Source organism: Rhizobium sp. ZX09 (assembly GCF_017357485.1).
Lineage (GTDB): Bacteria > Pseudomonadota > Alphaproteobacteria > Rhizobiales > Rhizobiaceae > Agrobacterium > Agrobacterium pusense.
Genome location: NZ_CP031365.1, coordinates 276,574 through 289,886, shown reverse-complemented (window position 1 = coordinate 289,886; position 13,313 = coordinate 276,574). Strand labels below are relative to the sequence as shown.

Sequence of the window (13,313 nt, the reverse complement as noted above, 5' to 3'; positions counted from 1 at the left end):
CTCCCTCAAGCCGCGATTGAAGAGGGAAGATGGCGCAGGTGCACCGGCAGCTTTGCGGCGATTTCCTCGTCGGTCAGGTCTTCCAGCAGTTTGAGCGTGCTGCCTGCTTTCCCGCCGTAAAACATCACGGTCGGCTTGCCACGCGAAGCATATGGCCAGCGGTCGCCGGCATAGCCGCGATAGTCGTCCGCCGTGCTGCTCCAGATATGGTCCAGACGCTCGTCGCGCGTCATCGCTCGAACCGGCCTGGTTTCGCGCTCGATGATGGCAAGACGCATGCGCTCGACCGAGCCGGTATCGGAAAGATCGCAATACCCGTGGAAGTGACGGATCGCGCTGTCGATTCGCAATGCGAAAAACACGCTCGTGACGGAACCCGTCAGATACTCGCGCATGGCGAACATGGAACCGCGGATCCACAGCGGCGGCAGGATTTCGAACATGTAGTCGTGCTCTGCTTCGCCGATTTCGAACCACTCTCCGGCATAGAGCAGGGTGGGATCGCCTTCGAAACGGTTCGGACGCTGTGCGTGCCGATCGAACATGCGATACATCTGGCGGCGGTCAGAGATACCCTGGTAGACCTTGCGAATTGAGGGTGAGGCATTCATCTTTGGCTCCTTCGGAGTTTTCTGGACCGAAGCGCTCCGTGATCCTCGCGATCTCTTCGTCTTCCTCAGTCCTTCATCACCCCTCCCGAGCCGCCGGCATCGTGTCCGGCCGGGTCAAGGGCCGGCTCAGGCCGGGCGAAGCTTACCTTGACGCGGCTGGCGAGAATGCGGCACGCCACCCCCTCCCCTGCCCTCTCTCCTTCTTCTCCCTCTCTCTTTCCTGCAGAGCCTCATTCCAGTCATCCGCCGGGGGGCGCAATCGTTGCCAAACGCAGCCCGCCTCTTCGGCGAGGGTACGAAGGCGGTCGGCGAATGTGTCACCTTGTACGTTGTTGTCGGTCGCGGCGACCAGGTGAACGCCTGGAGAAATGGCAAGTGCGCGAAGTGCTGCATCGGTAGATGGAGACCAGCCCCCACCTGTGCTCAGATAGAGTGTACCATCACGATGACCCTCGAAGGCAGCAAGGCTCATGGCATCGATAGCCGCTTCCGTGACACAGAGCCGGGAAGCCGCAGACCGGCCAAGGCGAAACAGGACCTTTGTTCCCCCGGTCGAAAAACCCCTCCATTTCGGACCTCGTTCCTCCCAACCAGTAACGATGCCGAGATGGTTCGTGTGGGCGGCCCACATGCTCCCATAAGGTCCTTCACGAAGATGGTTCTGGGACAGGGCAGCATGGAGCGTGTGGGATGGTAGGAGCCTCATCGTCGAGAGATAGTGCCAGGTTTGCGAACCAGGCCATGGACGGCGTTGGCGGTTCCATCGTTCGGCAATTGCGATGTTTGGCCCTCGGACACGACCAGGCGTCTGCCTGGCGGTTACTTGCGGGGCATAGCCGATTAAACCGGCAACGCGATCGCACGCTGCCGCGAAACCTCCTCCATACAAATGGGTGACGAGCGAAAATACGTCACCCTTGGCTTCAGAAAGCGGGTCGAACCATCCGTGACCCTCATGGATCATAATGATGATTTCACTGTCACGGCGATATTTGACCGCCCGCTGCGTGCTCTCCTTTAGATCGATTGCGAAGCCCGCTTTTTCCAACACCGCCGAGCATGGTACACGGCTGCGCAGCTGCTCGATTTCCTTCTTTTCCATTGTTTTTTCGGCCTTCTTAGCCGCCCCTTTTCTACTCGGTTTGCTTTCCCGCACATTTCGCGGGCCCCATCCGACAGCCGCGAAGAGCATGCGGAGGCAAGGGCGCGGCGGGGGGTGCCGGAAGTCGGGAGCTACAAGCGCCGCCTGCCCCGCCGCGGCGAAGCTTCCCTTGCCGCCGCCGGCTCGCAAGCGGAACCCGAAGGGCTGGCCGGCTTCCGGCAGCATCGGGATAAATTAGATCAAGCTGCTGTTCGCGAACGCAATATCATGGACGAGCGGGAGCCTCGATCGGAACCACCGAAAACGTTAGTAAGACGGAACCTCTCCAGCCCTCCGGCGGGCAGCAACATTAAATGCCTCGTCCCGGCTCTCCCGCCATTTTGCTGGTATGGCCGCATTCGCAATGCTGAGGTGATGCCGTGATCGAGGATAAGCGAAGAAATTTCAGGACAAATTCAACCGGATGACATATCTTCCGCCCCGAAGCGGTACGCGCCGCTTTGGGGCGTCGAAACCCCTGTATCCGAAGGTTGAGCCTACCAAAAAGGCTTTCTCCTTGACCTTGTAGGTCGGGGAGCCTGTTGGCGCATGTCCAGGTTCTCACGAACTAAAGGCTACAGGGCTGTGGATACACGGTTTCGAACTCCCCGAACTCAAGGGGTCAATGAGCGCGGCATCGGCGGGGGCGTACCTCCGATTGCCCTAGGGAGAAACCGTTGGCAGAAGATATCATCTTTACTTTCTACACATATTCGAACGCTGCTATTCCATTTGAGGCTCGTTGGAAGCCAACCGGTATTCCGGATAACTTCTTTGATAGCCGCGAAAAGGCCCAGAACGCGTTGCTTGAGATGCGTGACGATATAACATCGGATCCGGAGATGGAATGGCCACTCATGAACCTCGAAAAAGTGGTGACGGTTCCCATCAGCAAGACAAGCATTCTTGCCCTCCTGAATGATGGACTTGGTGCCTTTGTCCAAACATACGAGATAATCGAGACAGTTGGGGTTAGGGGAAACATCGATAACGGCTGACAATATCCCAGACGTTTAAAACGTAAATTTAGCGTTGCCGCGATAAGACCATGGGATGCCCGCGTCGTTGGGCCGATTTAAACAGAACGGCACATCCCATCATGGACGACGGCGGGACAACCAGCACCAGCGTGATCTTATCCCCCTGGCTGCTACTCAGGAACGCTCGGACAGGAAATCACATGGGTTCGAGCGTCAAGATGACGCGGCGTCCGGCATAAGACTGCGCAGCGTTACGACGTGGCCGGAAAGTGAGCGATCTGTCCGACGTTTGCATCGAAAGTCTAAACCCTGCGCGCCCCGAGGTGACGCTCTCGATCAGGTACTTAACCGACCGTCAGTCAGATCGCGTCAAACACTCTGCACCTCGGCGTTCAAACCTGGAGCAGCTTCCCACTGGCGAGCTGCAACACGTTGGTCAAATCTTTAACTCTGGTATGGTGAGGGTTACCGTGGGTATGCGGATGTTTGGTTGAGCCCCCGCTCGTTTGTGGAAACCTGCCCTTAGTTCGAATCATCGCCATCAGCATTGGACCGACAGAAAAGTTTCCTCTTTCAGCGCGGCGTGCCAGATCGCGAAGGTAGCCTCCTGCCGAATTGATGTGCGGCCCCTTTTCAAGAATGCAAGCGATTACAGACGCAGTATTTTCCGGCCCCAGTTGCTTCATTGCTTGGTTGTAAGCGGATTCGCTAACTCCCAGCATCGAACGAACGACAGCTGCGGCGGAGATTAGATCACGCCAAGACTTGACCTCACCGCCAACGGCATAGTCAGCGATTTCCGGGCAAGCACGAACCACCATATCGAGTGGGAATGCTTTACGCCGCACGTATTCGCTGGCCGTGGTGACGAATGGTGGAGTGGGTACGTGGGGTTGAATTGATTGGGGGACTTCCGTGTTTGTTTCGTGCTCTAACTCTCTTGGTTGAAATGACAGGTTCGTAGATTTCGTCGCATCGAAAGCTTCAGATTCAAGATAAGATTCTGGTTCTGAATTCTGTATGTGCCGCTCATTTTGAACGGGATTGCCGCCAAGTTTTCCGGTTTCTAGCAGTTTTTTCAACACGTTGACGACGTCTTCGCGTATCAGTTCCAGTGCTTTCAGCGTATTGCGCAACTGTGAGCTTGTTGGTTTTCGAGGTATCGTCATGATCAGGTGATTAAGGCGGGCTGCGACGGTGTCCCAGTCCGTTTGAGCGTCGGTTTCGGTAAGTTTGGAAATGTCACGGCGGCAAATACTGATCTGTTCACGGAGTTGTCGGATCATCATCCGTTCCGCAGTGACCGCCGATGCGAGATTCTGGATCTCTTCAGCACGTGCTAAAAGCGGCGCCAAGGAGAACCCGAAGGCATTGCTTATCTCCCCTCCCCTCGTCTTTCGAGCATAACGTTTTCCATTGGGGCTGTCTTTTCGGATGAGTAATCCCGCGTTCACCAGGAGTGCCACGTGCCGCCTGATGGTTTGCTCGGACATGCCGTGGGCGCGTAGCGACAATTGGACGTTGGAGGGAAAAACGGTCAAGTTTGATCCCTCTTCGAGTTCATTTTTCGGATAGAAGCTCAACAGCGCATTTAACAACGCTAAAGAGCGATCGCTCACTTGTAGCATTGGCTTGGCCTCGCAAAGGGCGCGATACAGCTTCCATTTATCGACGGCTTGGTTGGGCTCGACGTTGTGTGATTTCAGCTGGCGCGAGAACATGCCAACCGTCATCGCACGCCGCCCGAAAGGCGTCGTTACAATTCCACTTTCCATTTTCCTTCACCTTTCATCAGGCAAAAGAAATCCGCTCACCAAAACGGTGCCAAGACTCTTGACTAGGATTCGTGGAAATGCGATTCTCGATCTTGCTTAAGGAATTGAGAGAGGCGTCCACGACGGAAACGTTTTGGGGGCCTTTTTCTTTGCGCTGTTGCTCCTTCTAGATTTGGTTGACCTATTGGTTTTGGGCTTAGCCTGGTTGATCAGTTTGATCTTTGTACTCGCGCATCAAATCCGGCATCCGCTTGACCAGCCACTGAGCGAACAGATCTTCTTTTTTTGGAATGGTCACGAGCGTGCCAGAAGCTGATGTCTTCATCCGACCGAAAAGGCGGTCGCCCAGGGCAAAATCGATTGTCGCGGCCGGGTTGTTTGGAGCGGTTTTGGTTTTGCCGATCGCTGCACTGGTTGCTAGTGCAATGCGCCCTGCTCCATCGGAGTTTCGGAACTCCTCTGTGTTCAATACATCGCGGACTGCCTCAATCTTCCCAGGGGCTTTGAGTAATTCAGCAAAGGCGGTCCACTTCGGGCGACCGACCTGCCTCGCACGCCCAATTGCATAGATAATGTCGCTGGGGATGACAGAGGTCACGCGAAAAAGATGAGAGACACCTGCCTCAGAAAGTCCGAGAACGGGGCAGATAGCGCGATTGGAAAGACCTGCCTCCTTAAGCTGGACCGCCCACATGGCGAGTTCGATCCAGGTGAGGTTTTCTCTCACCCCATTTTCTAGCGCCTGCTCCTGTATTAATTGCCTGTCCGTTAAATCGCGGACATAGGCCTTGATTTTCACCTGTTCGGGACGTTCTGCATCGACCATTGCGGCCTTGATGGCGGCGAGACGTCTATGGCCATAAGCAAGTTGATAGTGATCAGGTTTAGAAGGATGCGGCCGAACAAGTACGGGAATCTTTTGCCCTTCTGCAAGAATCGACAGCTTGAGGATATCAAGCTCTGCTTCCGCATCTGCATCGATTTCAAACCGATCCTGATAGGGTGAACGCTCCACTTTCGATGGGTCGAGAGAAAGAATGCTATCTTCCGACAGATGGCTGAGCGCCCTCCCGACGTTGGAAATCACAGGAGATGAATGTCGACGGGAAAGTGGTGATTTAGTGACCGCGTCCCCTTCGCCGAGCTCCCGGCTCGATGCCTCTTCGGCCATTCGCTGTAGGATGCTCTTTTTCATCAGCTTCGCCCCCACACTTTGTGAGCCAAATTGAGTATCTCGAAGTTGACTCGGTCGGCGCTTTCGAGCGCGCGTTTCAGCGCTTCGCGGCCAACCTCGCCGGTCTCCAGCTCGTACAATGTTTTCTTTGCAACCGCTGCGCCTGCTATAGCTGTCGATTCCAGAGCTTCGGCGACAAGGACATCGTCACCGAATAGCCTGCGCATGACGCCAGCCATATATTTTTGCGGGCCGTCATTAGGATTCACGCGAGTGAGTAGGAACCGGAAGAAGTCATGTTCGAAACGGGCGCCAAATTGCTCAAGCACGTCTGAAAGATCGGATATCATAATCAAAAATTGATTGCACGAAGCGACATCAAGCATAGCCGGATGCACTGTGACTACCAAGGATGTAGCGGCATAAAGCGCAGCAAGGGTGGAGTAGCCGAGCGAAGGCGGCGTATCGAGAATAACGAAGTCGTATCGATCATCGACACTCGCCAAGGCTCCGCTTAGCCGCTCAAAAAATAATCCGAGTTCATCGCGAGTCTTTGAGGTCAGATAGCTTGGAGTGTCGAACTCAAAATCCATGAGTTCGAGATTCCCTGGCACCAGATCGACGCCCGTAAAGTATGTCGGACGGATGATGTCGGAGAATGGACGGCGTTCGTTATCGTACCGTATAGCGGCATATGCCGTCTCATTGGGCCCTAGATCGAACTCTGGCTGGATGCCGAACATTGCGGTCATTGATGCTTGCGGATCGAGATCAATGCATAGGACGCGATAGCCTTGAAGGCCAAGAAAGTGCGCGAGATGCGTAGACGTGGTCGTCTTCGAGCTTCCACCCTTGAAATTCACGGTGGCTATAATCTGCAGCTTCTCGTCTTTCCGTCTCGACGGCAATAGAGTGTGCGCTTCGTCAGGGCGAAGGTCGGCCAAAAACGATCGGAGTTCTTTCACCTGGCCAATGGTATAGGTACGGCGATTGTTATCTGCTCTGTCTGGCTGAGGCCCCCTCCCCTCGATCGTCAGTTGTCGCAACGTGCTTTCGGGTACCTTTAGGAGACGCACCAGGTCCACGGTAGAAAATGTCCTGGAGAACATCTTGCGTGCTTCAGGCGGGTAAGCAGCCTCGCGCATGTCGCGGAGTTCCGCCGAGAGCTTAGTCGTGTAGGCCTCGATCTTGGACGCGGTGTCCCTGACGTTATGTGATGCAGCCTGGGGCATCCATTCCTCTTGACGGTTATTACCAATTTTAGCAGTTGTATCCGTCAATGATGGCAGGGTGCGTCCGATTCCACAAGTCGTTTTTAGTTAACGAGAGGTTAACGGCAAATTGTAAGCACGACTCGCTGAAGGACTCGAATCTTTACAGTTGTAAAGTCTGATCTGTGCGGCTCCCCAGCTTTACAACTGTAAAGATCGGCTGGAGAGCCCGGGGCTCGATTCTCTCGGTTCCGATTTGCTGGAACGTAGCGTAAGTCTGGTGCGTGCCAAAGTTAAATTCTCCAAGGCGGTTAGTTGGGTGACCGCACCCCCCTGCCCTGCTGTCGGCGGCAGACCCGCGAAAAATAAAGGTGGTCTGGGGATCCCCTTATGCCGATATCCGTCAAAAGATTGGGGCATCGATTTCTCGCTGTCGCAGTCTGATATTAAGTCTCCAAACGCTGCCGCAGTTTGCAATCCTGCCCGACGGTCTGCCAGCGACGTTGGGCAACGGCGCAGAGGTCTGCTTCGCCCCATTCCAGGATTTTTGTCGACGAAGCTTGGCGTGCCGCAATCGAACATGGCGGAATGGACGAGTGTGCCCCGGGCCTCAGGCCGAAATACGCAGACGACTTCTATTCAGCCTATTGCCGCGATCCGCAGGGTAATAGGCTCTGTTTTGTGCATGCTGGCGGGATGCGGGACTAGGTCGAAGCTTGCCGCATCCGCGCGTCGAGAAGTTCACAGAAATTACGTACATCGCACTCGACATCATCCCCTCGGAAAGATGTATTACGCGGAGATGGAGAGAATCATGTCTTATCAGTGGGATGCCAGCAAGGCTCGTCGAAGCCGTCTCTTCAGGCTTGGATGTGTAATCGTCGCGACGGCGGCAAGCGCTGCAATCCCGGTTTATATCCTGGTCGAAGCAATGCGTCCCTAATGATTTGATTTCGTTTTTGCAATGAGAGGCAAAATTCGTCGTATAGTGTTCGCCTACGTTTCAGATGGATACCGCGATGCTCAAAACCGATACCCGACAAGCAGACTGGCGCCGAGCGAATCCAGGCAAATACGATGCCCATCTCGCGGTCCAGCGGGCGGTGAAATCGGGCGATCTGGAAAAGCAGACATGTGAGGTCTGCGGGGTACAAAAGGTCGACGCCCACCACGATCAATACGACGACCCGCTGCAAGTGCGGTGGTTATGCCGACGGCATCACACCCGCCTTCATCATTACGGCGAGGACATGTTTCCCGTAAGGCCAACCGTTTGAGCCACATTAGTTGATTGCGGCTCATTGTTCCGAAGGCAAAAACAGCGCGGCGGCGCGCTTCAGGTCCGGTACTTCAGCATAGGCATCCAGTCGGGGTTAGCAGCTTCTTTCCGGCGGTTTACCCAGATGCCGCGCAAACCCAGTTCATGCCGCGCTTTTATATCCGTGTACATTCCCATCGCAACATGCACGGTCTCGTGCGGCATGACGCCCATGGAACGATAGGCATGGTCGAAGAGCCTTGGAGATGGCTTGTAGGCTGGCGCCTGCTGGGCGGTAATCACGTAGTTGAACGGAACGCCGATGCGAGCCACAGTTGGCGCGATCAGATCGTCGTCGGAGTTGGTCAGGATTGCTAGCTTGTAGCGCTCGCGTAACCGGTGCAGGGCATCCCGCGCGTCTGGATGCGGACCCATCGTCTTGACCGAGGAAGCAATACCTTCAATTTCAGCCGTGCTCGGTGAAATCCCATGGTCGGCGAACGCTGCCGCAAAGCCGATGCGCAGGATGTCTTTGTAAGATAGGGCTGCTCTGCAGTCACGCTGTCTGACTGCTTCTCACGCGTCTTAGAGATCTCGCGCAAAAGCACCTCATGCCACTGCACGATTGTACCATAGCAGTCGAAGGTGATGATCTTGGGCAGGGGATCAAGCGTGAACGTTGTCATGCCAAGCACTGGTACCTGCCTTGTCACATGCCTTTGAGCCGGCGCCATTCTAGCACATAGCCAAATCCCGGTCCGATCAATAAGCTGCCATGAGCCACTCCATCACGATCGGCTGCCGATCGTCGGGATCATGACCGGTGACGAATAGAAAGAGGCGGCTACGACACAAGCTATCAAAGAAAGAGCAACGAATGGGCCCTTCTCTGTGCTTCGAATATGTTACCTTCAACTTTGTCAGACCGCGGCTTGCAAGGTCATGATACGGAATGCGATAGAGGTAGCAAGCTTCCTTGCACGTCTTGCTCCCAATCCTGGTAGCTTGAGATTTCGATGAGGCCACCATCAGGATCGCGGCAGTAGACTGAGGTCAGCGTCCCGCGGGCGCCCTCTCGATGGTTAGGCCCAGAAACCACCTCGACTCCGGACGTGCAAAGGTGTGAAATAACATCCTGAGCCGATGATGATGTCAGGAAACAGCGATCGTGGCTCCCGGCAGCTTCAAGATCGGCCGTGAACCACTCCCCTTTACTCATCTTCATCATGGAGCGGAGGTTGATCCGCTGGGCGCCAAAAACGACAGCGCTGCGAGGGTGATCCGAATCCGTGCCGTAGTCCAGTCGCGTCATGCCGAGCACTCGCGTGTACCAGTCAGCCGAGCGCTCGACGTTGATGACCATGTGATTCAGTGACACGACCCGCATAAAGTTCTCCCCTAGCCTCAGGCTCCAATCACAATATAGAAAAATGAGCGGTCGTTAGGAAAAATCAGGGGCGCCTCCGCGGCATCCAGCGAAACCGACGTGTGGCCGTGGTGACGAACGTTCCGCGCTTTCTAATTCCTCCGATCGCTATCAGCAGCAACACCGCGGCGCAAACCAGAAGCAGATAGCCGCCAACTGCCCGATAGACGAGGACGCCGACAATGCCCCCGAGGAGAAAGGCGGCAATGGTCCAGGCGTGGAGTTTTAGCCTTGCGCGGTTCTCGGCGGCGTGAACATCCGGCTCTCTCCCACGCAGAATATCGAAGGCGATGCCAAGCTCGATGCCAATATCAGTCGCCATGCCGGAGACGTGTGTGGTCCGCACGCGGGCATCGGAAATCCGCGTCACGGTGGCATTCTGCAATCCCATCAGAAAGGCGAGGCCAAGGATCAAGAGGGGAGGGCGCCAGACCGTCAGCAGCCAGATGTCCGCGAGACCAAGCAGAGCGAGGAGGCATGCCTCCACAAGAATGCTATAAGCGTAGATACCAGCTATCCCCCGTCGCCGCCCCGCATTGATCAGCAGGCTTGACACCGTGGCGCCGACGATAAAGGTGGCGACAATCGCAAGGAAGAACAGGCCCGGTCCCCATTGCGCCGTCGCTACATGATCAGACAGCGCCGACACATTGCCAGTCATGTTGGCAGCGAAAAAGCCCACCGCGTAGAAGGCTGCCGCATTGAGAGCACCAGCGATCAACGCCAGCGAGCAGGCGAGGTTCAAATTGATCCGCGCGTTGCGCGCCGCTCCCTGGCTAATCAGCATCATCGCGCTCCAACGCGTTCCTCACAGCCCCGCCGCCTTGGTCAGGTTCACCTTGAAGCGGTCACGTCGGCGCTGATATCGCCGGGTCATTTCGGCCGACGCATGCCCAAGCTGCTTCTGCACATATCGCTCATCGACCTCGGCAGACGAGGCGAGGCCAGCGCGCAGAGAGTGCCCTGAGAATTTGAACTGCCGCTCAATCTCGGCCAGATCGCCTCGAATGCCGGCGGCCATGGCTGTGCGTTTGACCAGGCGGGCGACCTCTTTGTCGTTCAACCGTTCTGAGCCGACGGATTTTCCCTGGCCGGTCACCCGCCGGAAGAGGGGACCATGGGCGAGCTTGGCGAACTTGATCCAGGTTTCGACGGTGGCGACAGGGCAGGTGGCGTCGGACGAGCCACGACCAATCTCGACTTCGCGCCAACCCGTCTTTCCGCGCAGCGTCACCAGCATGCCTTTGTCGAGGATCTCGATCCAGCCGCGACCGTCTTCGGTCTGATCAGCCTTGAGATCGAGGCCGACGATCTCCGACCGCCGAAGTCCGCCTGCGTAGCCGATGAGCAACATGGCCCTGTCGCGCATGCCGCGTAGCGTGCCGCGATTGAGCGTTTCCAGCATGGCGATGATGTCGGCCGCCATCACCGCTTCCTTCTGGACCGGCGGGCGGGCATGGCTGTTGCGGATGCCGGCCATGACAGTAGCGATATGTCGGTCCTTGCGATCGAGGCTCAGGCCGCGTTGCGCGTAATTCCAGGATATCGACGAGAGGCGGCGCTCGATCGTCGCGACAGAATTCGCCTTCAAGCCACGTTCGGCCGCGCCAGACGCACAGGCGGTAATATAAAGACCGACTGTCTGTGGATGCGGGGGGAGGGGGGAAAGACTGGAGCGCCGACACCAGGCGGAGAAATGCTTCCAGTCTGATGCATAGGCTTTTCTGGTGTTTATGGAGCTGGCTGCCTCGACGTAACCTCGCGCTCGATCGGTGAGTTGCTGAAGGTGTCCTGGCAGATTGGAGCTTGGCGGGGGAGCAGGGGAGGGGACGTCGGCTCCCGAGATCGGTGTTTCGTCTACCTTAGCTTGGCTCTCAACGAACCCGTTCATCTTACACGTCCCATGGATTGATCACGGCTGCGTCTGTGTCCTCGAAGTCCTTGACGTTGCGAGTGACGAGGATCAAGTCGTGGACGATCGCAGTGGCCGCGATCAGCCCGTCGACGTCGCCGCGGGGACGGACCGCAGCGATGCGGCCCCATTCGACCGCGATCTCATCAGTCACTGCAAGGATGCGGTCACCATGATCGTGGCGCAGCTTGCGCAGCCATTCGGCAAGATGTGCCGCAGCCCTAGGATCTGTTTTTTGTTTCAGGGCAATACCGCGCATGATCTCACCGAGCGTCAGCGCGCTCAAGTGGACGCTAAGCGGATCGACTGAACGCAGCCACGATACTGCCTGCGGCGTGCCGCGCCTTGCCTCCGAGACGATGTTCGTATCTACCAGATACATCAGAAGGCCACGTCGCGGCTTGCGACTTTGGCCCGCGCATCGACCGCGTCGGCAAAGGCATCATCCCAAGCAGGACCGGCGAGAAGATCATCAACCAAAGTCGGTCGTCCTGCGCGCAAGGCGTCATAGTCTTTCGCGGACAAGACAACGGCCGTGCGCTCTCCACGCACGGTGATTTCCTGCGGGCCTTCAAAACGGGCCTTTTGCACCACTTTCGAAAACTGATTCTTCGCGTCCTGCAGCTGCCAATCCATAAATCCGCTCCAATCTAGCTAGGCTGTCTAGCTACCAATAGCACCGTTACTAACAATCTCAAAGCCACAATGTACCGTCCTGAGATCGAAGTTCCGGGGTTCTAAAGCGCTTCCACGATTATAAAAATAACGTCCGATAATGCAAGATTATCGGACGTAATATTGTTCCGACAGGTCGTGCGGTTAGGGCCGATATATGTGGCATAAAGCGCGCATATGAACTATGATGCGTAGCATGGATTCAATCACGACAGAGCAAACTCCGTCACCCACATGGTCCGCGCACCTACCAAGTTGGGCGGTGGCGCGCGGTCGCGACGTCGATGAGCGCGACGCGGTCTTCGCCGCCGGTATCGCTCTGAAATCGCTTGATGATCTGGTCCGCGCTGACCCACCGTGGATCGGCTGCTGGCGCGATCGTCTCGCCTTGAAATCAGCCGCGGTCGCTGCTCGGATCCTGGGCCGGAATGAGGAAGAGGATGCGCTGCGCGACGCCGTTTTGCTGACGCCGGCTGATGGCGATCCAGGACCGGCCGGAAAGCTGTTTTTGGCCACACGAATGCTGGCACGTCGAACAGCGATGCCGGGTACTGCGTTTGTCAGGGAATTGGTCGAGCTTTTGTCTATCCGATGGGACACGGAGCTGTGCTCGATCGCGGATCTCGCCGATGTGGCAATCCAGTCCGGGCGCGCGGCCCCCATTGCGATCGCTGATCTGGTATCCGCGATCATGGCGCTTCGTCCGGACGCGGAAGTCCTGGCTCTGGCTTTGGCAAACATCGTACTGGCCCAGAAGCTGAGATGGGCGCGACCCGTGCCGCTTCTGCTACCTGTACGGTTTGGGTCTGCATTCCGCACCATCGGCGGAAGAGGTCGAGTGCGGCCAGGTGAGCCAGCTTATCCCAAGGCAATTTGTCTGGCGCTGGTCAGCAGTGTCGAGGCGGCGCTTCAATCTGCCGCCGACATTGATCGCCGTGCCGCTCGGTTAATGGCAGCAGTGCCAAAGGTGAGGACCAAGGGGGGCGATGCGGTTATCCAAAAGCTCCTCAATGAAGACGCGGTTACGGCCTCGGCGCCGGGGTGCCATCTGTCACGCTGGGCAGCCACTCGATTGTTTGAGCGACTGGAGAGTTTGGAAGCGGTGCGGGAACTGTCCGGCCGCTCTTCCTTTCGAATTTATGGGTTATGA

General features: G+C 56.6%; 14 protein-coding genes. 3 read left to right on the top strand and 11 right to left on the bottom strand.

Annotation, left to right across the window (positions count from 1 at the left end; genetic code table 11):
• Positions 1-5 precede the first annotated feature (5 nt).
• Positions 6-611 (bottom strand): DUF1419 domain-containing protein, encoded by a 606-nt coding sequence (locus tag BTN45_RS25970; RefSeq protein WP_207591793.1) that lies wholly within the window; start codon positions 609-611, stop codon positions 6-8.
• A 142-nt stretch (positions 612-753) separates the two neighbouring features.
• Positions 754-1,713 carry a DUF3991 and toprim domain-containing protein gene (locus BTN45_RS25965; protein WP_341769839.1) on the bottom strand — a complete coding sequence of 320 codons (960 nt, stop codon included), beginning with the start codon at positions 1,711-1,713 and terminating at the stop codon, positions 754-756.
• A 716-nt stretch (positions 1,714-2,429) separates the two neighbouring features.
• On the opposite strand from BTN45_RS25965, the gene BTN45_RS25960 reads away from it, so the two are divergent.
• Positions 2,430-2,750 (top strand): hypothetical protein, encoded by a 321-nt coding sequence (locus BTN45_RS25960; RefSeq protein WP_207591792.1) that lies wholly within the window; start codon positions 2,430-2,432, stop codon positions 2,748-2,750.
• Between the two features lie 374 nt (positions 2,751-3,124).
• Here the strand turns inward: BTN45_RS25960 and repC are convergent, their stop codons facing one another.
• From repC to repA, 3 genes are all read right to left on the bottom strand, one after another.
• The gene (gene repC, locus BTN45_RS25955; RefSeq protein WP_207591791.1) at positions 3,125-4,507 is read right to left on the bottom strand and encodes a plasmid replication protein RepC; all 1,383 of its coding nucleotides are present in this window, start codon (positions 4,505-4,507) and stop codon (positions 3,125-3,127) included.
• Between the two features lie 196 nt (positions 4,508-4,703).
• The gene (gene repB / locus BTN45_RS25950) at positions 4,704-5,702 is read right to left on the bottom strand and encodes a plasmid partitioning protein RepB (protein WP_207591790.1); all 999 of its coding nucleotides are present in this window, start codon (positions 5,700-5,702) and stop codon (positions 4,704-4,706) included.
• Positions 5,702-6,913, bottom strand: coding sequence for a plasmid partitioning protein RepA (repA, locus tag BTN45_RS25945; protein WP_207591929.1), 1,212 nt, complete (start codon positions 6,911-6,913; stop codon positions 5,702-5,704). The genes repB and repA overlap by 1 nt, the downstream gene beginning before the upstream one ends.
• Positions 6,914-7,911: 998 nt before the next feature.
• Here repA and BTN45_RS25940 point away from each other — a divergent pair.
• Entirely contained in the window at positions 7,912-8,169 is a 258-nt protein-coding gene (locus tag BTN45_RS25940) for a hypothetical protein (RefSeq protein ID WP_207591789.1), read from the top strand.
• Positions 8,170-8,228: 59 nt separating this feature from the next.
• On the opposite strand, the gene BTN45_RS26540 is transcribed toward BTN45_RS25940, so the two are convergent.
• From BTN45_RS26540 to BTN45_RS25910, 6 genes are all read right to left on the bottom strand, one after another.
• Positions 8,229-8,585: an HAD-IA family hydrolase gene (locus BTN45_RS26540; protein WP_246751762.1), complete on the bottom strand. Its 357-nt coding sequence runs from the start codon at positions 8,583-8,585 to the stop codon at positions 8,229-8,231.
• Between the two features lie 505 nt (positions 8,586-9,090).
• Complete coding sequence (locus BTN45_RS25930) at positions 9,091-9,537, bottom strand: VOC family protein (RefSeq protein WP_207591788.1); 447 nt, start codon at positions 9,535-9,537, stop codon at positions 9,091-9,093.
• A 64-nt stretch (positions 9,538-9,601) separates the two neighbouring features.
• Complete coding sequence (locus BTN45_RS25925) at positions 9,602-10,363, bottom strand: YoaK family protein (RefSeq protein WP_207591779.1); 762 nt, start codon at positions 10,361-10,363, stop codon at positions 9,602-9,604.
• A 21-nt stretch (positions 10,364-10,384) separates the two neighbouring features.
• On the bottom strand, positions 10,385-11,467 hold the full coding sequence (locus BTN45_RS25920) for a site-specific integrase (RefSeq protein ID WP_246751761.1): 1,083 nt from the start codon (positions 11,465-11,467) through the stop codon (positions 10,385-10,387).
• A 1-nt stretch (position 11,468) separates the two neighbouring features.
• Complete coding sequence (locus tag BTN45_RS25915; protein WP_207591777.1) at positions 11,469-11,870, bottom strand: type II toxin-antitoxin system VapC family toxin; 402 nt, start codon at positions 11,868-11,870, stop codon at positions 11,469-11,471.
• Positions 11,870-12,124, bottom strand: a complete 255-nt coding sequence (locus BTN45_RS25910; RefSeq protein ID WP_207591775.1) for a type II toxin-antitoxin system Phd/YefM family antitoxin — start codon at positions 12,122-12,124, stop codon at positions 11,870-11,872. The genes BTN45_RS25915 and BTN45_RS25910 overlap by 1 nt, the downstream gene beginning before the upstream one ends.
• Positions 12,125-12,359: 235 nt before the next feature.
• On the opposite strand from BTN45_RS25910, the gene BTN45_RS25905 reads away from it, so the two are divergent.
• On the top strand, positions 12,360-13,313 hold the full coding sequence (locus BTN45_RS25905) for a DUF1403 family protein (protein ID WP_082186312.1): 954 nt from the start codon (positions 12,360-12,362) through the stop codon (positions 13,311-13,313).